We start from the raw sequence: 21,383 nt of genomic DNA on the forward strand, positions 1-21,383 counted from the left end.
TGAGGTCTTGCGATCCCCCACTTTCATCCTTAGATCGTATGCGGTATTAGCGTAACTTTCGCTACGTTATCCCCCACTCCAGGGTACGTTCCGATATATTACTCACCCGTTCGCCACTCGCCACCAGAGCAAGCTCCGTGCTGCCGTTCGACTTGCATGTGTAAGGCATGCCGCCAGCGTTCAATCTGAGCCAGGATCAAACTCTTCAGTTTAATCTCTGTTACTTTGCCATTTTATTGGCACCGTCATTGCTGACGGGTCGCTCACTCAAAAAACTGACAGGCTACTTCCGAAGAAGTATCCTATTCATTATTTCTTGTGAACATTTGATATTTTAAGTTAGACGCCAATCCGAAGATTGACGCTGCACTTACATCAAATGCCCACACTTATCGACTGTTAATTGTTAAAGAACTGTATTCGGTTACTGCTTTCGCGCTATCGACAAAGCGTTGTGTTTGTCAGCTGCGAAGAAGGAAGAGTATGAAGCATTTCGCTAAATCCGTCAACACCTTCTTTTTACTACCCAGCCCCTGAAGGCTGTCCCGTTTGTGCCGCAAACTAGTGCGCCTCATCGGGGAGGCGAACTATAGCCAAGTCCTGGCCAGGAAGCAAGCTTTATCCTGAGAAATCCTCATGTGCAGCGTAAAATGGCTGTTTTCCCTCGATCTCTGCCGTCATGACCATCCTGCTCTCCACCTTGAACGCCCGCTACACCCACGCTTCGCTGGGATTGCGCTATCTGCTGGCCAATATGGGCCCGCTGCAGGCGCAAACGCGGTTGCAGGAATTCGTCATCGGCACCAAGACCACGGAACTGGTCGAGCGCATCCTGGCGAACAAGCCGCGCATCATCGGTTTTGGCGTATATATATGGAACGTCGAGGAAACCACGAAATTGGTGGCAATGCTCAAGCGCGTGGCGCCCGAGGTGATCATCGTGCTGGGCGGGCCGGAAGTGTCGCATGAGGCGGGCGAGCAGGAAATCGTCAGGCTGGCCGACTATCTGATTACCGGCTGGGGCGACGTCACCTTCCCCAAACTGTGCGGCGAGATTCTCAACGGCCCGAAACCGCTGATGAAGATCCACGCGGGCGTGCAAGCGCCGCTGGCCGAATTGCAGCTGCCCTACTCTCTCTATACAGACGACGATATCCGCCACCGCACGATTTACGTGGAAGCGTCGCGCGGCTGCCCGTTCAAATGCGAATTCTGCCTGTCGGCGCTGGACAAGACGGCCTGGCCCTTTGCGCTGGAGAACTTCCTGGCAGAAATGGAATCGCTGCATGCGCGCGGCGCGCGCCTGTTCAAGTTCGTCGACCGCACTTTCAACCTGAATATCAAGACCAGTTTGAAAATCATGCAGTTCTTCCTCGACAAGATCGAGGCAAATCCCGATGATCCGATCTACGCCCACTTCGAGCTGGTGCCCGACCACCTTCCCGACGCCTTGAAGGAAGGCATCAGCAAGTTCCCGCCCGGCGCGCTGCAGTTCGAGATCGGCATCCAGAGTTTCAATCCGCACGTGCAAGCGCTGGTCAGCCGCAAGCAGGACAATCAAAAGGCGGCAGATAACATCCGCTGGCTGTGCGAGGAGTCGAACGCCCACTTGCACGTGGACTTGATCGCCGGCTTGCCGGGCGAGGATGAAGCCAGCTTTGCAGTCGGCTTTAACAAGCTGGTGGCCTTGAAACCGCATGAAATCCAGTTCGGCATCTTAAAACGGCTGCGCGGCACGCCCATCATCCGCCACACGGAGAACTTCGGCATGGTGTTCGATCCGCACCCGCCCTACACCATCCTGGCGAACAAGCAGCTCGATTTCATGAGCATGCAGCGCCTGGTGCGCTTTGCCCGCTACTGGGATCTTGTCGCCAACTCGGGCCGCTTTGCCAACACGGTGCAATGGATGCTGGGCGACGCGCCGTTTGAAAACTTCATGGATTTTTCGAACTGGCTGTACGCGCACACGGACGCCACCCACCGCATCGCCATGGAACGCCTGGCCAAGCTGGTGGCGCAATGGCTGCAGACGCGCGGCATGAGCGCTGCGGAAGCAAACGCTCTCGTGGCCAGCGACTATGCAGGCGGCGCGCAGGCGGCGGCCCATGCCAAGCCTGCCGAAGTGAGCACTGGCAACGCCAAGGTGCGCCCGGACGTCGCCCTGCCGCAGCGGCAGGCGCGCCACCTGGCCTCCTGACGGGCCGGCGATTGAACATCGGTGGCGGTCTGCGCCATTCTCCCTTAAACTGACACGATGCCGACTGTACAATCGCCGAAACTGACCCTCTCCCAGACCAGCTCCCAACAGGGAGCCACCGTGACCGCCAGCGGCACCTGGCAAGTGCACGCCCTAGCGCATGACAATGCGATCAAGGCCATCGAGGCCCAGCTCAAGCCGCTGCAGGGCGATGCCGGCACGCACTGGGACCTGTCGCAGATCGACAGCATGGACCATATCGGCGCCCAGTTGTTCTGGAATGCCTGGGGCAAGCAGCGCCCCGCGCAGCTGACCCTGGCACCATCGCTGGAAGAGTTTTTCCGGCGTATCGAAGAAACGGGGCCTTTGGAAACGCCGCCCTCGCGCGCCAACCGCCTCACGCCCGTGATGAAACTGGGCATGGCCATCCTGCTGTTTTTCGAGCATTTAAAAGGTTTTATCGCCCTGGTGGGCCAGGTGACGCAGGATATCGGCCGCTTCGCGCGCCATCCCATGCGCGGACCGTGGCGTGAAATTTCCGCCAATATCTTCCATGCGGGCTTCCAGGCGCTGGGCATTACGGCCCTGGTCGGCTTTTTGATCGGCGTGGTGCTGTCATATTTGTCCGCGCAGCAACTGCGCGCCTTTGGCGGCGACATTTATCTGGTCAACCTGCTGGGCATGAGCATCATCCGCGAACTCGGCCCCCTGCTGGCGGCCATCCTGGTGGCCGGCCGCTCCGGCTCGTCCATCACGGCGCAGCTGGGCGTCATGCGCGTCACGGAAGAGCTCGACGCCATGCTGGTGATGGGTATTTCACACGGTTTCCGCCTGATCATGCCGAAAGTGCTGGCCCTGGCCATTTCCATGCCCCTGCTCGTCATCTGGACGGACACGGCCGCGCTGATCGGCGGCATGGTGGCGGCCAAGGTGGAACTGAATCTGTCGGCACGCTACTTCATCCAGAAGCTGCCCGACGCCGTGCCGCTGGCCAACTACATGATCGGCCTGGGCAAGGGCGTGATCTTCGGCATGCTGATCGCCCTCGTCTCCTGCCACTTCGGCCTGCGCATCAAGGCCAACACGGAAAGCCTGGGGCGCGGCACCACCACGGCCGTCGTCACGGCCATCACCGTGGTGATCCTGGCCGACGCCGTGTTCGCCATCGTCTTTAATGGAGTGGGCTACTGATGGCGGACAACGATATCGCTTGCAGCACCAGCCAGGAAGGCCAGTTCAACCTGCATGGCAGCGCGCCCGTGGTGGAAATCACCAATCTGTGGACCAAGTTCGGCCGCACTGTCGTGCACCAGGACTTGAACCTGGAAATCGAACGGGGCGAGATTCTCTCCATCGTCGGCGGCTCCGGCACCGGCAAGACCGTGCTGCTGCGCCAGATGCTGGGCCTGGAACATCCGGCGCGCGGCTGCGTTAAAGTCTTTGGCGAAGATATCAACCAGGCAAGTTCCGACCAGCTGCAGCAATTGCGCAACCACTGGGGCATGCTGTTCCAGCAGGGCGCGCTGTATTCCGCCCTGACCGTGTTCGACAATGTAGCGCAACCGATGCGCGAATTGCGCGTGCTGCCCGAAGCGCTGATACACGACGCGGTATTATTAAAGATGAACATGGTGGGGCTGGGCCCGGAACATGCGCTGAAGATGCCATCGGACTTGTCCGGCGGCATGATCAAGCGCGTGGCCCTGGCGCGCGCCCTGGCGCTGGAACCGAAGCTGCTTTTCCTCGACGAGCCGACGGCGGGCCTGGACCCGGATTTATCGGAAAGCTTTGTCGCCCTGATCCAGTCGCTGCACCGCGAGCTGGGCTTGACGGTGGTCATGGTCACGCATGACCTCGACACGCTGTTCGCCCTGTCCACGCGCATCGCCGTGCTGGCGGCCAAGCACGTGATCGCCATCGGTCCCACGCGCGAGGTGATCGAAGTCGACCACCCGTTCATCAAGCAATTTTTCCTCGGCGACCGCGGCAAGCGCGCACTGGCCGTGCTGGACGAAAAACAGGCGGCAGACGCGGCCGCACAGCCAGGCGACAGCGCCGGCACAGACAAGAAAGCGGAGAAGTAATGGAAAACAGATCACATGCCCTGATGACGGGATTCTTTACCCTTACCCTGCTGGTGGCGGCCATTCTGTTCGGCGTCTGGTTCAACCGCGACCGCGTGGAACGGGTGCCATACCTGCTGGCCACCACCCTTTCCGTGCCGGGCCTGAACCCGCAAGCCACCGTGCGCTACCGTGGCCTGGAAGTGGGCAAGGTCGACGCCATCGATTTCGATACGCAGAAAGCGGGGCAAATCCTCGTGCATATCAGTGTTGCGCCCGATACGCCCGTCACCAACACCACCTTTGCCACTCTCGGCTACCAGGGCGTGACGGGCATCGCCTACATCCAGCTCGATGACGAGCACGTAGGCTCGAAGCTGCTGGGCACCAGCAAGGACAGGCCGGCCCTGATCCCCCTGCGCGCCGGCTTGCTGGACCAGCTGGAAAAGCGCGGCAAGCGCATCCTCGACCAGGCCGAGCAGATCACCAACAAGGTGAATAACCTGCTCAGCCCCGACAACCAGGCAGCCATGCTGGGCGCCTTCAACGAAGTGGGCAAGGCCGCCAAGGCCTTTGGCGAGATTCCGAAACAGCTGGAACCGACCCTGGCGCAATTGCCGCAGCTGACCGATGAAACACGCAAGAGCCTGGCCGCCGTCAAGGAAGCGAGCAACAACGTGACGCAACTATCGCAAACCTGGAAAAAGCTGGGCAACGATATCCAGGCGCCCGGTGGCGTGCTCGACAAGGTCAATGGCACGGTCGACAAAGTGGGTAGCTCGGTGGAAACGGTCGCCAATGGCGTCTCGCTGGAAGTCTTGCCACAGGTAATCGAGCTGAGCGGCGAAGCGCGTTCCTCGATGCGCGCCCTGAAAACCACCATGAGCACGCTCAATGAACAGCCGCAGAGCATCTTGTTCGGCGCCCCAGACATCCCGCCCGGCCCGGGCGAGCCCGGTTTTTCGGCGCCAGGCAAATAAGGAGAACACCGCATGCCTATCCCACGCAATCTCACCGTACTCATGCTGGCCAGCGCTTTCCTGCTGGGCGGCTGCGCCAGCCGCGGCCCCGTGCCCACCTTTTATGATTTTGGCCCGGCGGCGCCCATGGCGGCTGCACCGGCGGCCACGCCGGCCGTGCCCGTGCTGGTGATCGCCGAGGCGAATGGCCCGTCCTGGCTGGACAGCCAGCGCATGTATTACCGTTTGCTGTACGCCGATGCGCAGCAATCGCGGCCCTACGCCTACAACCGCTGGAACACGCCACCGCTGCAACTGCTGAGCCAACGCCTGAAGACGCGCGTGGCGCAAAGCGGCGTGAAGGTACTCTCGACCACGGACGCGGCCGCCGGCGTGCCCCTGCTGCGCATCGACGTCGATGATTTCTCGCAAAATTTCGATACGCAGAGCCGCAGCAGCGGCCATGTGTCGCTGCGCGCCTCGCTGTTCCACGGCCACCGCCTGATCGACCAGAAAACCTTCAGCCGCAGCGGACCGGCCGGCAGCGCCGATGCGCAAGGCGGCGCGCAGGCGCTGGCGGCCGCCTCGGATGCCATCGCCGCCGACCTGCTCACCTGGCTGGGCACGCTGAATCTGCCGAAAGAGTGACCGCAGCACGATGAGCGACCCCGTAGCCCCCGCCAGCCCGCCAGCACCGCTGCCGCCGCCGCGTTCTTCCCCCGTCTCGCGCGCGACCCTGCTCGCCTACGTTTTCCTGATCGTGTATGCCAGCTGGTTTCCGTTCACAGGCTGGCACAGCAATGGGCTGTCGCCGCTGACCTTCCTGGAAAACACGCGCATGCCCCGCTACTGGACGGGCTTTGACGTCGGCATCAACGTCGTCGGCTACATCCCGCTGGGCGCGCTGATCGTGTATTCGCTGTTCCCACGCATCACGGGTTTCTTTGCCGTCATTGTTGCCAGCGTGTGCGGCATGTTGATTTCCGGCAGCATGGAAGCCGTGCAAACCTATCTGCCCAGCCGGGTTTCATCCAATCTCGACTTTTACACGAATTCGGCCGGCGGCTGCATCGGCGCCATCATCGGCGCCCTGACTGCGCGCAAGCTGCTCGACCATAGCCATCTGTACCGCTTGCGCCAGCGCTGGTTTGCCCAGCATGCCAGCCAGGGCCTGGTACTGGTGGCCCTGTGGCCGCTGGCGCAAATCTATCCGCAAGGCTATCTGTTCGGCCTGGGCCAGCTGCTGCCCATCCTGTCGGACTGGGCTTCCACCCTGATGGGCATGGAAATCGACCTGGCCGCCTATCTGCGGCCCGATGCCATATTGACGGTCGAACAATACTGGCTATCGGAAACCATCATCACGGCCTGCGGCATGACAGGCGCCGTCCTCACCTTGCTGTGCCTGCTGCGCCGCGCCGCGCCCCGCGCCGTGCTGATGCTGGCCCTGGTCGCGGCCGCCCTGATCGTGCGCTCGATGGCCAGCGCACTGCTGTTCTCGCCGCAAAATGCCTTCGTCTGGATCACGCCGGGCGCCCAGGGCGGCTTCCTGATCGGCCTGATCATGCTCGGCGGCCTGGCGTTCGCGCCACACGTGGCGCAGCGGCGCATCGCCGCCGCCACTTTGCTGCTGAGCCTGGTGATGGTGAATACGACGCCGATCAATCCCTATTTCATGTCGACCCTGCAAGGCTGGGTACAAGGCAAGTTCCTGAATTTTAATGGCGCGGCGCAATTTTTGGCACTGCTGTGGCCCTTCATGGCCCTGTGGTTCCTGTGCCTGCCATCGCACCGCCTGAACCGGCAGGATGATGTGCCGCGCCAGCGTCGCGAAGACCATCCATAAGCGCTATCATGGCGCATTAATGTCTTGAACAGCAGGAGAGCAGCATGAGCGACGCACCCTATTTTGAACGCCACGTTTTTTTCTGCATGAATAAACGTGAAGACGGCCGCAACAGCTGCGGCGACCATGGCGCGGAAGCGGCGCAAAAGCATTGCAAGCGCCGCATCAAGGAACTCGACATGAATGGCGCGGGCAAGATCCGCATCAACCAGGCCGGCTGCATGGACCGCTGCGACGAAGGCCCGCTGCTGGTGATCTACCCGGAAGCGACTTGGTACACCTATGTCGACACCAGCGATATCGACGAAATCATCGATACGCACCTGGTCGGCGGCAAGGTGGTCGAACGCCTCAAGATTTAAGCCGCATCGTTAATCTCAACGCTTTAACCTCAAATTAAGCCTAAGCCACCAGTATGAGCATCATGAACAGAAACTCGGAAAAATTTACCCTCGCCGGCCATGCAGGCAGCATGGAAGGCTTGCTCGATTTCCCGGCAGACACCCCGCGCGGCATCGCCCTCGTTGCCCATCCGCATCCGCTGTATGGCGGCACGATGGACAACAAGGTCACGCAAACCCTGGCGCGCGCATTTGTCGCGCTCGGTTATGTGGTGGCGCGCATCAACTTCCGCGGCGTCGGCGCCTCGGAAGGCGTACACGACCATGGCGTGGGCGAGACGGATGACATGCAGCTGCTGTACGAACACATGCGCAGCCTGTACCCGGGCTTGCCCGTCGCCTTGTCCGGTTTCTCGTTCGGCACCTTTGTCCAATCGAAATTGCAGGAGCGCCTGGCTGCCGCCGGCACGCCCGTCGAGCGCCTGGCGCTGATCGGCAGCGCGGCGGGCAAATGGGCCATGGCCGACATTCCGGCCGACACCATCTTGATCCACGGCGAACTGGACGACACCATTCCCCTGTCCGCCGTCTTTGACTGGGCCCGTCCACAAGACATTCCCGTGATCGTCATCCCCGGCGCCGACCACTTTTTCCACCGCAAGCTCAATCACATCAAGAACCTCGTGATTGCGCTGTGGCATGGTGACAAACCCGCAATTGCAGCAGATGATCATTGAAGTGTGGGCTTACTAGCGCCTCCACGGCTATAATTGATCCGTTTTTTCCACGCGGCCATGCATGCAGCAACGGCATGGCCCTCAGCCTTCATCTTTTTCTCGCAGACCAGCCTCCATGAAAAAACTTTTAGCGGCACTGGCCTCCAGTGTATTTTTCTTTTCCGCCGCCTTCGCCCAGAGCGTTCCAGCACCAACCATCGCCGCCAAATCCTGGCTGCTGCTTGACGCCACCAGTGGCCAGATCATTGCTTCGCAAGATCCGGACGCACGCATCGAACCGGCATCGTTGACCAAAATCATGACGGCTTACCTGACGTTTGCCGCCATCCGTGAAAAGAAACTGGCGCTGGATCAAAAAGTGAATGTCTCCGTGCGCGCATGGAAAGTCGATTCGAGCAGCTCGAAAATGTTCATCGACCCGGCCACGCCCGTCTCGATCGACGACTTGCTGCATGGCTTGATGATTCAGTCGGGTAACGACGCGGCCGTGGCACTGGCAGAAGCCGTTGCCGGCGATGAAGGCACGTTTGTCGTGCTGATGAACCGCGAAGCCCAGCGCATGGGTCTGAAAAACACGCGTTTTGGCAATCCGCATGGCTTGCCTAGCCCGGATAACTATTCCACGGCGCAAGATTTGTCCGTGCTGGCGCAGCGCGTGATCGCCGACTATCCGGAATTCTACAAAATCGATTCCATCAAGAGTTTTACGTACAACAAGATTACCCAGCCTAACCGCAACCGCCTGCTGTGGCTGGACCCAACCGTGGACGGCATGAAAACGGGCCACACGGAAGCGGCCGGCTATTGCATGATCGCCTCGGCCCGCCGTCCGGGCGGCTCCGGCGAGCGCCGCCTGATCTCCGTGGTGCTGGGCACCTCGTCCGACCAGGCACGTACGCAGGAAAGCCAGAAGCTGCTGAACTGGGGCTTCCAGAACTTCGATACGGTCAAGCTGTACTCGAAAGGCCAGGCCGTGGCCACGCCGGAAGTGTGGAAAGGCTCGAAAGGCACCGTGAAAATCGGTTTCGCCCGCGATGTGCTCGTCACCGTACCAAAAGGCACGGCCGCGAAAATGAAACCTGTGCTGGAACGCAAGGACCCGCTGGTCGCACCGCTGGCTGAAAACGCACCTGTTGGCAAACTGAAAATGGTTGTCGACGGCAAGACCCTGCTGGAACTGCCGGTCGTGGCCCTGGAAACCATCAACCAGGCCACCATCTTCGGCCGCGCGTGGGATTCCATGCGCCTGTGGATGAAATAAGCAGTCAGCGTACCTGTAAAAAATGCCCGCAGTTGCTGCGGGCATTTTTTTCGCCTGCCGCTTTACCGCGCTGGCGCATGCCGCAGAAGTCCCGCCGCCGCTTTCTCCGCAGCATGCTCCGGCACTGGCTATAATCGTGGCGTCTTCCTCCACATACCACCAGAAAGCCAGCCCATGAGCCATGTGTTTCCCGCCAGCCTGCAAGCGCCGCGCAGCCGTTTAAGCGCCAACGGTCCCGAACTGTCGCGCATCGTCGCCGGCATGTGGCGCATCGGCGAATGGAATATGTCGGCGCAGCAGCGCCTGGCGTTCATCGAGCAGTGCCTGGCGCTGGGCGTGTCGAGCTTTGACCACGCCGATATCTATGGCGACTACAGCGCGGAAGGCTTGTTCGGCGAAGCGCTGGCCCTGCAGCCAGGCTTGCGCGACAAGATGGAGCTGGTCAGCAAGTGCGGCATCAAGCTGCTCTCGCCGCACCGTCCCGGCCACGCCATCCAGCATTACGACACGAGCGCGGCGCACATCACCAGTTCCGTGGAACACACCTTGCGCCAGCTGCAGACGGACCGCCTGGACTTGCTGCTGATCCACCGTCCCGATCCGCTGATGGATTTCGACGAGATCGCCGGCGCCTTCACGCAATTGAAAGCGGCGGGCAAGGTGCTGCACTTCGGCGTGTCGAACTTTAGCCGCCACCAGTTCGAGTGCCTGCACCGCCGCTTCCCGCTGGTGACGAACCAGGTCGAGTTTTCTCCGCTGCACGTGGCGCCCCTGTTCGACGAAACCTTCGACGGCTTGCAGGACGTGGGGGTGGCGCCAATGATCTGGTCGCCGCTGGCCGGCGGCCGGCTGTTCCAGGGCGGCGATGCGAATGTGGAGAATTTGCGCAATGTCATCAAGCAGATCGCCGACCAGCTGCAGCGTCCGTTCGCCAGCGTGGTATTTGCGTGGATCATGCAATTGCCTTGCCGGCCCCTGCCGCTAACGGGCACGGGCCGCATCGAAGCCGTGGGCGTGGCCGTGGAAGGCACGCAATTTTCGCTCAGCCGCAGCGACTGGTTCGCCATCCTGCGCGCCGCGCGCGGGCACGAGGTGGCTTAGTCGATCTCGTCCGGATCGTTGAATACCTGTGGCAAGGCAATTCCACGCCAGCCCAGGTACCACGCCAGGTTGAGCAGCAGGGTGACGGCGATGTAGACGGCGAAGAACAGCGCAAAGAAACTGGTCTTCAGCCATACCAGCAAGGCGATGGCGACGATCAGCACCAGCAGCGCGGCCAGGCTTTTCTTTTGCTTGGAGCTGGGGAAGCGCAAAGTCGACACCATCAGGCTGCCCACGCCGACGAGCAGCAGCATCAGCAGATAGCTGTGCAGCATCGAGTCGATGGGTGCCGGCCAGGCCACCACCACGGCCGCCACGCAGGCGGCCCCGGCCGTGATCGGCATGCCGACGAAGTACAGCGGGTCGGTGCGCCCGACATTCACATTGAAACGGGCCAGGCGCATGGCGCCGCAGGCAACAAAGAAGAAGCTGGCCATGCCGCCAAAGCGCAGCAACAGCGGATCGTGTACGCCCATCTGCACGAAACCATAGCAATACAACAATACCGCCGGCGCGCAGCCGAAATTCATCACGTCGGCGATGGAGTCAAGCTGCACGCCGAACTGCGAGCTGGTGCCCGTCAGCCGCGCCACATAGCCGTCCAGCGCGTCAAACACGCCGGCCAGGACCAGCAGCGCGGCGGCCAGGCGGTACGCGTCGGCGTCGCCAACCGTGGCGTTATCGACAGCAATGACGATGCTGGCAAAGCCGCAAGCGATCGACATCAAGGTCACCATGCTGGGCAAGGCGTATTTGGCGCGCTGCAGGCGCGACTTGGGCAAGGTGTTCAAATTATCGGCAATCAAAGAAATCGGGAATAAAACAGCGCGGCGGCAAACGATGCACTATCCTCATTCTACCCTGTACGGCGGCGGCACCGTCCACGCACGAGCGCAGCACTTATCTTTTCAATGATGCTCTACAGCATATAAAAATGCCTTAGAATCGCTGACAGGGCGGTATGGCGGCCCCAACAACTTTATACAGGAGTCAGCTTGATTGCCTCGTCCTTGCGTTGGAAACACTACCTCCCCGCCCTTCTGATCACTGCATTGCTGAGCGCCTGCGGCGGTGGCGGCAGTGATAACGGCAACAGCAATGCGTCCAATACCTCGACACCCGCCGGGCAACTGACCCAGGAACCGGGCGCACCCGTCCTCAGCAACAATATCGCCACGGATGGCTTCAACTGGTTCAATTACCGGCGCAGCCAGATCGGCCTGTCGGCCATGGCGCGCAATAGCCTGATCGATAACGCGGCGCTCGGCCATTCCAACTATCTGAACAGCAATAATACGGTGGCGCACGAGCAAGTGCTGGGCAAGCCCGGCTTTACGGGCGTCAAGCTGGGCGACCGCATGGCCAAGGCCGGCTATGTCGTCACCTCGCTGCAGGGCGAAGTCATCGCCGGCGCGGCGAACACCTCGGGCTTCTATCTGGCCGAAGAGCTGATCACGGCCATCTACCACCGCTTCGTCATTTTCGAGCCGCTGTTCAAGGAGGGCGGCGCGGGCGCGGCCGTCAATGGCAGCGGCTATGCCTATTTCACCACCGACCTGGCCGGCAACAGCAGCTATGGCCCCGCATTGCCTGCCGGACAACTCGTCACCTATCCCTTCAGCGGGCAGGTCAAGGTCGCCACCAGCTTTTCCAGCAACAACGAATCGCCCGATCCCGTGCCGAACCAGGACGTGGTCGGCTACCCGATCAGCGTGCATGCCAATTACGGCACGACCATCAGCGTGACGGCCTTCAGCGTGCGCCAGCGCGGCGCCGGCACGGACCTGACGGTACGCCTGCTCAAAAGCGACAACGATGTGCACACGCCCGTGTCTGCCGCATCGATCATTCCGCTGGCGACCTTGAACCCGGGCACCACCTATGACGTGAGTTTCATCGGCAAAGTCAATGGCGCCGACGTCACGCGCACCTGGTCATTCACGACGCGCTAGACGGGCAAGGCATGGCAAGCGGGCGCGGCATCGAAGAAGACTGGATGTAAAATAACTGTTCCTGCTTGACTGCCATTGACACGTTTTAGGACCTCGCGATACCAGGCATGATGAAACCACACGCCACTTGCGATGATGACGCCGCCGTCGCGGCATCCGACATGGTCCGTATTCTCGACGTCGAGAACGGACTGGGCCGCATCATGGGCGACCGCATCCTGTACCTGAAAATCCTGCGCCGTTTCCTGCACGACCACGGCACCACGCCGTGCCAGATCCGCGCCGAGTTCGACACCGGCAACTATGCATCCGCGCGCCTGAAGGCGCACACCCTGAAAGGCGCGGCCGGCATGATCGGCGCGCGCCATGTGCATCACTTGTCGGCAACCCTGGAAGCGGCACTGCGCGCGCAAGCGTCCGACCTGGCGCAGCAAATGCTTCAGCTGGAACTGGCCCAGGATCAATTGCTCGGCGCGGTCAGCAGCATGCTGGGCACGCCGGAAGAAACCCATACCGCCGCGCAGGACATGGCGCCCGATCCGGCCGCTCCCGCCATCCAGCTGCTGCTGGCGCGCCTGGCCAGCCATTTGCGCGAAGGCGACGGTGCCGCCATCGACATCCTGGAAAATTCGGCCAGCCTGCTGGCCGCCAGCCTGGGCGTGAATGTCTACCAGGAAGTAGCGGCCGCCGCGCATGAATTCGATTTCGACGGCGCCCTGGCAGCACTGCTGCGGCGCCGCTGATACCAAGCTCAGGAGTTGTAGTGCGCCTCTTCCGCATAGGCCATGCCGCAACTCTTGCCGCAAAAGCGGCGCACGGCGTCGAGGGGCTTATCGCAATACCAACACGCACCCTTGGGCGGCAAGGAGGCGATCAATTCCGGCATGGCCGGCAATGGCCGCGCCACCACCTCTGTCCCGCCCTCCACGACATCCGGCTGTTTGCTGTCCATGGCGCTTCCTTTCCAAGCGGCACTTCAAGGCCGCTCAGCAAGATTACGTCAGCGCAGTTTGGACTCCATGACATTTCTCAACCACGCGGAGGCTAGCGGGACTTGCGGTAGCTGCGCACCGCATCGTTGGCGTGCTCATCGATGATTTTTTGCAGCCGCGGCTGCTTGGCATACCTGGCGGCCAGGCGCTTCCATTGCCGCTGCGCCTGGCCGCAGGAATCGTCCACGGCGGCGATGATCTCGCGCTGGCGCGCCTTGTCGTTGTCATCCCATTCGCCCGCGAAATGCTCGCACATTTGCGCATGCTCAATGAACTTTGCCACGTCGGGCGGCAGCTTTTCCTGGGCCGGAGCCAGCAGGGGAAGGCCACTGAACAGCAGAGCAAGCAGCAGCTTCATCGAACCTCCTTATTTGCCGATGCAGAAACGGCTGAAGATCACGCCCAGCAGATCATCGGGCGAGAATTCCCCCGTGATGCTCGACAGTTGCACTTGCGCCAGGCGCAGCTCTTCGGCGAACAGGTCCAGCGACTGGTCGTCCTGGGCCGCATGCTGGGCGGCGATGTCAAGGTGCTTGCCGGCCGATTTCAAGGCGATCAAATGGCGTTCGCGCGCCAGGTACAGCGATTCACCCGTCTGCTGCCAGCCGGCGATGCGCAACAGTTCGGCGCGCAGCAAGTCGATGCCGATATGCTCGTGGGCCGACAGGTAGACGTGGGTCGCGTCCGGCAAGCTGTCAACACTGGGCTTGTGGCCGGACAAGTCAATCTTGTTCCACACGCGCACCACCGGCACGCCCTCGGGGAAGGCGGCGACGATGGTTTCGTCGGCCAGGGTCGGGCCGTGGTCGGCGTCGAGCAGGTGCAGGATCACGTCGGCCTTGCCGATTTCGCCCCAGGTGCGTTCGATGCCGATGCGCTCGACGGCATCGATGGTGTCGCCCGCGCTGCGGATGCCGGCCGTGTCGATGATGTTGAGCGGAATGCCTTCGATCTGGATGGTTTCGCTGACCTTGTCACGCGTGGTACCGGCGATCGGCGTGACGATGGCCACGTCGGCGCCGGCCAGCGCGTTCAGCAGCGACGATTTACCCACGTTCGGCTGGCCTGCCAGCACGACATTGAGGCCTTCGCGCAGCAGCGCGCCCTGCGCCGCCTGCGCAAACACTTTGTTTAACGCTTCGATGACGGCTTTTAACTGACCGCGCGCATTCGATTTTTCCAGGAAATCGATTTCTTCTTCCGGGAAATCCAGGGTCGCTTCGACCAGCATGCGCAGCCCCGTCACCTGCTCCACCAGCGCGTGGATGGTATTGGAAAACGCGCCCGACAGCGACTGCGAGGCGGACTTGGCCGCCGCTTCCGTCGAGGCGTCGATCAGGTCGGCCACGGCTTCCGCTTGCGCCAGGTCCAGCTTGTCGTTCAAGAAGGCGCGGCGCGTGAATTCGCCCGGCTCGGCCAGGCGCAAGCCGCTGTCACGGCCCGCTTCGAGCACGCGCGCCAGCAGCAGTTGCAGCACCACGGGGCCGCCATGGCCCTGCAGTTCCAGCACGTCCTCGCCCGTGTACGAGTGCGGACCCTTGAAATGGATGGCGATGCCCTGGTCGATGATGGCGCCATCGGCTTCCGTAAATGGCAGGTAGGTGGCGTGGCGCGGTTTCAGTTGCTGCGCGCCGAACAGGGCCGTCATCAGCGGAGCGAGATTTTTGCCGGAGGCGCGTACCACGCCGATGCCGCCGCGTCCTGGTGCGGTGGCGATGGCGGCGATAGGGGAAGAGTCGAGTTTCATGGAGATATTGTAATAGGTACGGCAAGGGAAGGTGCAGCAACGTACGTCGGCTTAGCGCGCAGCGCGTAAGCCGACGCAGCACACGCTGGCGATAGTGCCAGGTGAGGCGTGGCCTTGCCACGCTAATGCGACCTACAAGAATTAAAAAGCCCGCGCGAGGCGGGCTTTCTGGTCGCTGGCCGGACTTACTTGACGGCAGGCGCGTATTTCTTGGTGATCACCCATTGCTGGCCGATCGACAGGACGTTGTTGACGACCCAGTAGAGTACCAAGCCCGACGGGAAGAAGAAGAACATCACCGAAAATGCCAGTGGCATGAACAGCATCATCTTCGCTTGCATCGGATCGGCCGGGGCCGGGTTCAGCTTGGTCGTGATGTACATCGAGATCGCGTACAGCACGGGCAGGATGCACCATGGGTCATGCTGGGCCAGGTCGGTGATCCAGCCAATCCATGGCGCGCCGCGGATTTCCACGGAGGCGTTCAGCACCCAGTACAGGGCGATAAAGACCGGCATCTGGATCAGGATCGGCAGACAGCCGCCCAGCGGATTGATTTTTTCCGTCTTGTACAGCTCCATCGTGGCCTGGTTCATCTTTTGCGGATCGCCCTTGAAGCGTTCGCGGATGGCTTGCATCTTCGGCGTGACCAGCTTCATCTTGGCCATGCTGCGGTAGCCGGCGGCCGACAGCGGGAAGAACAGCAGCTTGATCAGGATCGTGAAGGCGATGATGGTCCAGCCCCAGTTGCCCAGTACGCTGTGGATCTGTTCCATGACCCAGAACATCGGCTTGGCGATGATGGTCAGCCAGCCGTAATCCTTCACCAGTTCCAGGCCAGGCGAGACGTTTTCCAGCAGGTGCGCGATTTGCGGACCCGAGTACAGCTTGCTGTCCATGCTGGCCGAAGCGCCTGGCGCCAGGGTAGGCAATGGCAGCACGTTGCCGATGGCGTACAGATTGGTGCCGACCTTCTTCGTGAAGATGTCGCGCTTGGCGTTTTCAGGCGGAACGAAAGCCGAGACGAAGAAGTGTTGCGAGATGGCGAACCAGCCGCCATTGGCCGTCTGCGGATGCAGCGCCTTCATGGCATTGTCGTTGCCCTTCTTCTCGTCTTCCACGGCGGCTTTTTCGATTTTCTCGAACGTCAGCTTCTGGTACTTGTCCTGTGGCGTGTACAGGGTCGGACCGGTGAAGCTGCTGTTGAAGAAGGAATCGCCGACCGGCTTGTTGCCGTCATGCGTCAGCTGCAGATACAGCTGCGGCGTGACAGGGGCCGCGCCCACGTTGGCCACGTCATGGCGCACGTCGATCACATAGTCGCCGCGCTTGAAGGTAAACGTCTTGGTCAGCTTGACGCCGCCTTCGACCGCTTCCATTACCAGTTGCACTTGCTTGCCGTCGCCCAGGGTGCGTACGCCAGGCTGTACCGTGAAGCCGCTTGCGTGCGTCGGGAAAGGACCGCCGACCAGCCCAGACTGCGCCAGGTAGGTGTGGTTCGCGCCTTCGTCGAACAGCACTTCATTTTGCTTGCCGTCATCGGGCTGGCACCATTTGAACAGGCCGAAGCAGCCGCCAAACCAGCCCGGATTGCCAGCACCCTTGAATTTCAGCAATTCCAGACGCTTGACCTGGCCGCCCAGGGTGTCGATATCGACCTTGATGACGTCGGTGGTGATGGTGATCACTTCGCGCTTGAAGGCGGCGGGATCGGCAGCATCACCGGGCACGGCAGGCACGCCCGCTGCGCCATTCGCCGCCAGGGCAGCCGTCTTGGCCGGGGTCGCAGGCGCCTTGGCGGTTTGTTCCGTGTTCGCGGAGAACATCGACGGCTTGCCGTTCGAGATCATCCATTCGTTCCAGAGAATTACCAGCGAGACGGAAAACACGATCCACAGGATGGTACGTTTATTGATATCCATTAGGGTATTTGTCAGGAGTGGTTGCAACCGCAAGCGGTCGTTGAAGATTGTTTAGCATCGGCCGGCGGTACCGGGTCGACGCCCCCTTCATTCCAGGGGTGGCAGCGGCACACGCGCTTGGCAGCCAGCAGGCTGCCCTTGGCGGCGCCGTGCACGCGCAACGCTTCCATCGCGTAATGCGAACAGCTCGGATAGAAGCGGCAATTCTGTCCCAGCACGGGGCTGATCAGCAACTGATAAGCACGCAACAGTAACAGCAGCAGGGTTTTCATGGCGCAGATGGTGGCTGTGGAGCAACAGAACGGGCCTGCGCGGCGATTTGCCCCGCGAACAGGCGGCTCAATTCTTCACGCAGCTCGGCTTTGAGCCTGCTCGTGGTGGCCGGACCATCCTTGCTGTTGACGGCGCGCGACAGGCGCACCACACAGTCGACCGGCGGCAGCGCGCTGTTGCGAAACAGCTCGCGCGTCACGCGCTTGATCGTGTTGCGGGTCGCCGCGCGCGGCGCGAAACGCTTGGCCACAACGACGCCCAGCCGCGCATGCGGCAATTGATTGTGTCGGGTGTACAGCACAAAATGCGCTGTTTTTTGCGAAGGGCGCAAACGAAAAACGGATGAAAATTCATCCGTTTTAACGATACGCCGAAAGCGCGCGAAGTCGTGTGAACCTTCGCGTTGATTGCCGACTGGAGTACAGCTAGCCACGCGATCAGCTGTCAACGACAAGCCTAGACGGCCAGACGTTTGCGGCCTTTTGCGCGACGTGCGTTGAGCACATCACGGCCACCACGGGTAGCCATACGAGCGCGGAAGCCGTGCGTACGCTTGCGGCGAACGACGGAAGGTTGGTAAGTACGTTTCATGTTGGTCTCGCTAAAAACAAAAAAAATGCAAAATCGGGTCTGACGTCCCGTCAGTTTTTGGTGCCAATGACAATCGCGCACTTATGCCAAGGCACAAGCTGGCCAATCTCATCGCCCGCTTGAACGCGTACCAAATCTACTACGCGGAGCGATTTGCGGCCTACGGTGCTCACTGTGCATTCGCACAGTTGCGCGCCTCAGCCACAACTCGTCACCGCTCGCTACGATTTGGTACTGCGTCGTTAATCCACGCTTAGTCCATATTGTCGTTCCAAATGAATAAACACGGAATACGGGCGGGGAACCCTGAATTATTCAGCATATGCCCCCCTCTTGTCAAGGATTGCCGTGATCGCCTGGAAATTTGCGCAGCGCGCCCCATCTGCCTGCAAGGCCCCGCCACAAGCCGCGCCAGCACTGCCTGCAACGGGATAACCGGGGGATAAGTCGCCTCTTATGCACATGGCGCCCCACCCCGCCACAGAAAAATAAGCGTCGTGCCTGTGGATAACTTTGCCAGTCGGGAGTAGAATAGCGCGTTACGTGTGGCGAGCCCTCGCGCGACGCCGGCCTTGCAACACGGTGAACGCAGGGCAGAATCGATACGCCCTCCCACACCTTTTCACATAGACATTCATGGATAATTTCTGGCAGGCCTGTTCCGCGCAATTGGAACTGGAGCTGACACCGCAACAATTCAGTGCGTGGATCAAACCGCTTATCCCTCTCGACTACGAAGAGGGCAAGCTGCGCATTGCTGCGCCCAATCGCTTCAAGCTCGATTGGGTCAAGACCCAGTTCGCCAGCCGCATCACCGCGCTGGCCATACAATATTTCGAAGCGCCCACGGAAGTGCAGTTCGTGCTCGACCCGCGTCTGGCCCTGCCGAAGAAGCCCGTGACCACCAGCACCCCGGCCAGCGACCCGAATGGCGGCGCGCCCAGCGCGCGTACCGCCGCGGAGCCGCAACCGAGCGTGCCGGAACTGAGCATCGGCGCGGCGCCGCGCCGCGAGCAGAGCCGCATCAACACCGACCTGACCTTCGACAGTTTCGTGACGGGTAAAGCCAACCAATTGGCGCGCGCCGCCGCCATCCAGGTGGCCAACAACCCGGGCGTGTCATATAACCCGCTGTTCTTCTACGGCGGCGTCGGCCTCGGTAAAACCCACTTGATCCACGCCATCGGCAACCAGGTGATGGCCGACAACCCGGGCGCGAAGATTCGCTACATCCACGCGGAACAGTACGTCCGCGACGTAGTGACCGCTTACCAGCGCAAGGGTTTCGACGACTTCAAGCATTACTATCACTCGCTCGACATGCTGCTGATCGATGATATCCAGTTCTTTGGCGGCAAGAGCCGCACGCAGGAAGAGTTTTTCTATGCATTCGAGGCATTGATTGCCGCTAAGAAACAGATCATCATCACCTCGGATACCTATCCGAAGGAAATCACGGGCATGGACGACCGCCTGATCTCGCGTTTTGACTCGGGCCTGACGGTGGCCATCGAACCGCCGGAACTGGAAATGCGCGTGGCGATTCTGCTGAAAAAAGCCAAACAGGAAGGCGTCACCTTCTCCGACGACGTGGCCTTCTTTGTCGCCAAGCACTTGCGCTCGAACGTGCGCGAGCTCGAAGGCGCGCTGCGCAAGATCCTCGCGTACTCGCGTTTCCATGGCAAAGACATCACCATCGATATCGTCAAGGAAGCGCTGAAGGACTTGCTGTCGGTGCAGAACCGCCAGATTTCCGTGGAAAACATCCAGAAAACAGTGGCCGACTTCTTCAATATCAAGGTTGCCGACATGTATTCGAAGCGCCGGCCCGCGAATATCGCCCGGCCGCGCCAGATCGCCATGTACCTGGCCAAGGAACTGACACAGAAGAGTCTACCGGAGATCGGCGAGCTGTTTGGCGGCCGCGACCACACCACGGTGCTGCATGCCGTGCGCAAGATCGCGCTGGACCGCACCAAGAACCCGGAATGCAACCATGAGTTGCATGTACTGGAGCAAACGTTGAAGGGCTAAGCACACCTGTGGCAAGACTGGCTCAAAACGTGCTTTACCCTTATTATCTGGGAGGGCACCGCAGCCGGTCTGTCGGGGCTCCCTATGGCAACAATTGTTAAATTAATACGTTAAACGTCGTACTGTTCAACCTATACATTGAGGATAAATATGCAATTGGTCAAAACCACCCGAGATACCCTTCTCCGGCCACTGCAGATCGTGAGCGGTATTGTCGAGCGTCGGCACACTATGCCGATTCTGGCCAATATCCTCATCCGCAAAGACGGTGAAAATGTCTCCTTCCTGTCGACCGACACCGAAGTGCAGATCACCACGCACGCGGAAATCGGCTCCGGCGCGGACGTCACCGGCACCACCGTGGCCGCGCGCAAGCTGCTGGACATTTTGCGCGCGCTGCCCGAATCGGGCGACGTCACGATGACCCTGCTGAACAAGCGCCTGACCGTGCAAACGGGCAAGTCGCGCTTCGCCCTGCAAACCCTGGCGGCGGAAGAGTTTCCAACCGTGCAACAGGCGGAAAGCTACAACGCCAGCGTCACCCTGCCCCAGAAAACCCTGAAGCACCTGTTCAACATGGTGCATTTCTCGATGGCGCAGCAAGACATCCGCTATTACCTGAACGGCTTGCTGCTGGTGCTGGATGGCAATAATGTCATCGCCGTGGCCACCGACGGCCACCGTCTGGCGTTTTGCCAGGTGGCCACCGAGCAGACTTTCGCGCGCCAGGAAGTGATTATTCCGCGCAAGACCATCATCGAACTGCAGCGCCTGCTGGAAGAGAACGATGAGCCGGTGCAGCTGGACATCGCCGCCAACCAGGTGAAACTGACCTTTGCCGACATCGAGCTGATCTCGAAGCTGGTGGAAGGCAAGTTTCCCGACTACACGCGCGTGATTCCAAAAGGCTACAAAAACGACTTCACGATCGGCCGCGATGAACTGCTGCGCTCGCTGCAACGTGCCGCCATCATGACCAGCGACAAGTTCAAGGGCGTGCGCTGCATCATCACCCCGGGCAGCATGAAGATCAGCTCGACCAACGCCGACCAGGAAGAAGCCGTCGAAGAGCTGGAAATCGACTACGGCGGCGACTCGGTCGACATCGGCTTCAACGTGACGTATCTGCTCGACGTGCTGAATAACCTGAAGTGCGAATACGTCAACATCGCCCTGGGCGATTCGAACTCGTCCGCCCTGATCTCCATCCCTGACAATGCCGACTTCAAGTATGTCGTCATGCCGATGCGGATCTAAAGACCACAGCAGTGACGTAGGTCGATTAGCGCAGCGTAATCCGACATGCTGAATTGCCGTCTGTCGGGTTACGCCGTTCCGGCTAACCCGACCTACGGTCATCAGCC

General features: G+C 60.8%; 22 protein-coding genes and 1 rRNA gene. 14 read left to right on the plus strand and 9 right to left on the minus strand.

The annotated features are described in order from the left end of the window. Nucleotides 1–212: ribosomal RNA gene (locus JaAD80_RS08320) — 16S ribosomal RNA — on the minus strand; the annotation flags it as partial. A 467-nt stretch (nucleotides 213–679) separates the two neighbouring features. On the opposite strand from JaAD80_RS08320, the gene JaAD80_RS08325 reads away from it, so the two are divergent. From JaAD80_RS08325 to JaAD80_RS08370, 10 genes are all read left to right on the plus strand, one after another. After that, on the plus strand, nucleotides 680–2,200 hold the full coding sequence (locus JaAD80_RS08325; protein ID WP_102293756.1) for a B12-binding domain-containing radical SAM protein: 1,521 nt from the start codon (nucleotides 680–682) through the stop codon (nucleotides 2,198–2,200). A 57-nt stretch (nucleotides 2,201–2,257) separates the two neighbouring features. Continuing rightward, nucleotides 2,258–3,391 carry an ABC transporter permease gene (locus JaAD80_RS08330; RefSeq protein WP_102293757.1) on the plus strand — a complete coding sequence of 378 codons (1,134 nt, stop codon included), beginning with the start codon at nucleotides 2,258–2,260 and terminating at the stop codon, nucleotides 3,389–3,391. Beyond that, nucleotides 3,391–4,284, plus strand: coding sequence for an ABC transporter ATP-binding protein (locus JaAD80_RS08335; protein ID WP_102293758.1), 894 nt, complete (start codon nucleotides 3,391–3,393; stop codon nucleotides 4,282–4,284). Before JaAD80_RS08330 ends, JaAD80_RS08335 begins: the two co-directional genes overlap by 1 nt. Next, the gene (locus JaAD80_RS08340; protein WP_102293759.1) at nucleotides 4,284–5,243 is read left to right on the plus strand and encodes an MlaD family protein; all 960 of its coding nucleotides are present in this window, start codon (nucleotides 4,284–4,286) and stop codon (nucleotides 5,241–5,243) included. The genes JaAD80_RS08335 and JaAD80_RS08340 overlap by 1 nt, the downstream gene beginning before the upstream one ends. Nucleotides 5,244–5,255: 12 nt before the next feature. After that, nucleotides 5,256–5,870, plus strand: a complete 615-nt coding sequence (locus tag JaAD80_RS08345) for an ABC-type transport auxiliary lipoprotein family protein (RefSeq protein WP_102293760.1) — start codon at nucleotides 5,256–5,258, stop codon at nucleotides 5,868–5,870. A gap of 10 nt (nucleotides 5,871–5,880) precedes the next feature. After that, nucleotides 5,881–7,068, plus strand: a complete 1,188-nt coding sequence (locus JaAD80_RS08350; protein ID WP_102293761.1) for a VanZ family protein — start codon at nucleotides 5,881–5,883, stop codon at nucleotides 7,066–7,068. 44 nt (nucleotides 7,069–7,112) lie between these two features. Next, a complete protein-coding gene (locus JaAD80_RS08355; RefSeq protein ID WP_102293762.1) occupies nucleotides 7,113–7,430 on the plus strand; it encodes a ferredoxin in 318 nt (105 codons plus the stop codon). Nucleotides 7,431–7,492: 62 nt separating this feature from the next. After that, nucleotides 7,493–8,146, plus strand: coding sequence for an alpha/beta hydrolase (locus JaAD80_RS08360; RefSeq protein WP_102293819.1), 654 nt, complete (start codon nucleotides 7,493–7,495; stop codon nucleotides 8,144–8,146). A 115-nt stretch (nucleotides 8,147–8,261) separates the two neighbouring features. Continuing rightward, entirely contained in the window at nucleotides 8,262–9,407 is a 1,146-nt protein-coding gene (locus tag JaAD80_RS08365; protein ID WP_102293763.1) for a D-alanyl-D-alanine carboxypeptidase family protein, read from the plus strand. A gap of 174 nt (nucleotides 9,408–9,581) precedes the next feature. Continuing rightward, a complete protein-coding gene (locus JaAD80_RS08370; RefSeq protein ID WP_102293764.1) occupies nucleotides 9,582–10,508 on the plus strand; it encodes an aldo/keto reductase family oxidoreductase in 927 nt (308 codons plus the stop codon). Here the strand turns inward: JaAD80_RS08370 and pssA are convergent. Beyond that, nucleotides 10,505–11,290 (minus strand): CDP-diacylglycerol--serine O-phosphatidyltransferase, encoded by a 786-nt coding sequence (pssA, locus tag JaAD80_RS08375; protein WP_102293820.1) that lies wholly within the window; start codon nucleotides 11,288–11,290, stop codon nucleotides 10,505–10,507. The genes JaAD80_RS08370 and pssA overlap by 4 nt on opposite strands. A gap of 213 nt (nucleotides 11,291–11,503) precedes the next feature. On the opposite strand from pssA, the gene JaAD80_RS08380 reads away from it, so the two are divergent. Both JaAD80_RS08380 and JaAD80_RS08385 read left to right on the plus strand, forming a co-directional pair. Beyond that, nucleotides 11,504–12,460, plus strand: a complete 957-nt coding sequence (locus JaAD80_RS08380; RefSeq protein WP_308410571.1) for a CAP domain-containing protein — start codon at nucleotides 11,504–11,506, stop codon at nucleotides 12,458–12,460. A 107-nt stretch (nucleotides 12,461–12,567) separates the two neighbouring features. Beyond that, nucleotides 12,568–13,203, plus strand: a complete 636-nt coding sequence (locus tag JaAD80_RS08385) for an Hpt domain-containing protein (RefSeq protein WP_102293765.1) — start codon at nucleotides 12,568–12,570, stop codon at nucleotides 13,201–13,203. Nucleotides 13,204–13,211: 8 nt separating this feature from the next. Here JaAD80_RS08385 and JaAD80_RS08390 read toward each other — a convergent pair whose 3' ends face one another. The 7 genes from JaAD80_RS08390 to rpmH form a co-directional block, all read right to left on the minus strand. Then, nucleotides 13,212–13,412, minus strand: coding sequence for a hypothetical protein (locus JaAD80_RS08390; protein WP_102293766.1), 201 nt, complete (start codon nucleotides 13,410–13,412; stop codon nucleotides 13,212–13,214). A gap of 92 nt (nucleotides 13,413–13,504) precedes the next feature. Next, nucleotides 13,505–13,810, minus strand: a complete 306-nt coding sequence (locus JaAD80_RS08395) for a hypothetical protein (protein ID WP_102293767.1) — start codon at nucleotides 13,808–13,810, stop codon at nucleotides 13,505–13,507. A 9-nt stretch (nucleotides 13,811–13,819) separates the two neighbouring features. Next, the gene (gene mnmE, locus JaAD80_RS08400) at nucleotides 13,820–15,199 is read right to left on the minus strand and encodes a tRNA uridine-5-carboxymethylaminomethyl(34) synthesis GTPase MnmE (protein WP_102293768.1); all 1,380 of its coding nucleotides are present in this window, start codon (nucleotides 15,197–15,199) and stop codon (nucleotides 13,820–13,822) included. 185 nt (nucleotides 15,200–15,384) lie between these two features. After that, nucleotides 15,385–17,121: a membrane protein insertase YidC gene (yidC, locus tag JaAD80_RS08405; protein WP_102293769.1), complete on the minus strand. Its 1,737-nt coding sequence runs from the start codon at nucleotides 17,119–17,121 to the stop codon at nucleotides 15,385–15,387. Between the two features lie 11 nt (nucleotides 17,122–17,132). After that, entirely contained in the window at nucleotides 17,133–17,393 is a 261-nt protein-coding gene (gene yidD / locus JaAD80_RS08410) for a membrane protein insertion efficiency factor YidD (RefSeq protein ID WP_102293770.1), read from the minus strand. Next, the gene (gene rnpA / locus JaAD80_RS08415) at nucleotides 17,390–17,842 is read right to left on the minus strand and encodes a ribonuclease P protein component (protein ID WP_258002874.1); all 453 of its coding nucleotides are present in this window, start codon (nucleotides 17,840–17,842) and stop codon (nucleotides 17,390–17,392) included. Before rnpA ends, yidD begins: the two co-directional genes overlap by 4 nt. 8 nt (nucleotides 17,843–17,850) lie before the next feature. Then, the gene (rpmH, locus tag JaAD80_RS08420; RefSeq protein ID WP_010401996.1) at nucleotides 17,851–17,985 is read right to left on the minus strand and encodes a 50S ribosomal protein L34; all 135 of its coding nucleotides are present in this window, start codon (nucleotides 17,983–17,985) and stop codon (nucleotides 17,851–17,853) included. A 636-nt stretch (nucleotides 17,986–18,621) separates the two neighbouring features. Here rpmH and dnaA point away from each other — a divergent pair. Both dnaA and dnaN read left to right on the plus strand, forming a co-directional pair. After that, nucleotides 18,622–20,019: a chromosomal replication initiator protein DnaA gene (dnaA, locus tag JaAD80_RS08425; RefSeq protein ID WP_102293771.1), complete on the plus strand. Its 1,398-nt coding sequence runs from the start codon at nucleotides 18,622–18,624 to the stop codon at nucleotides 20,017–20,019. A 150-nt stretch (nucleotides 20,020–20,169) separates the two neighbouring features. After that, nucleotides 20,170–21,276 carry a DNA polymerase III subunit beta gene (gene dnaN / locus JaAD80_RS08430; protein WP_034754341.1) on the plus strand — a complete coding sequence of 369 codons (1,107 nt, stop codon included), beginning with the start codon at nucleotides 20,170–20,172 and terminating at the stop codon, nucleotides 21,274–21,276. Nucleotides 21,277–21,383: the final 107 nt, after the last annotated feature.

This window comes from Janthinobacterium sp. AD80 (assembly GCF_002878455.1).
Taxonomy (GTDB): Bacteria; Pseudomonadota; Gammaproteobacteria; order Burkholderiales; family Burkholderiaceae_D; genus Janthinobacterium.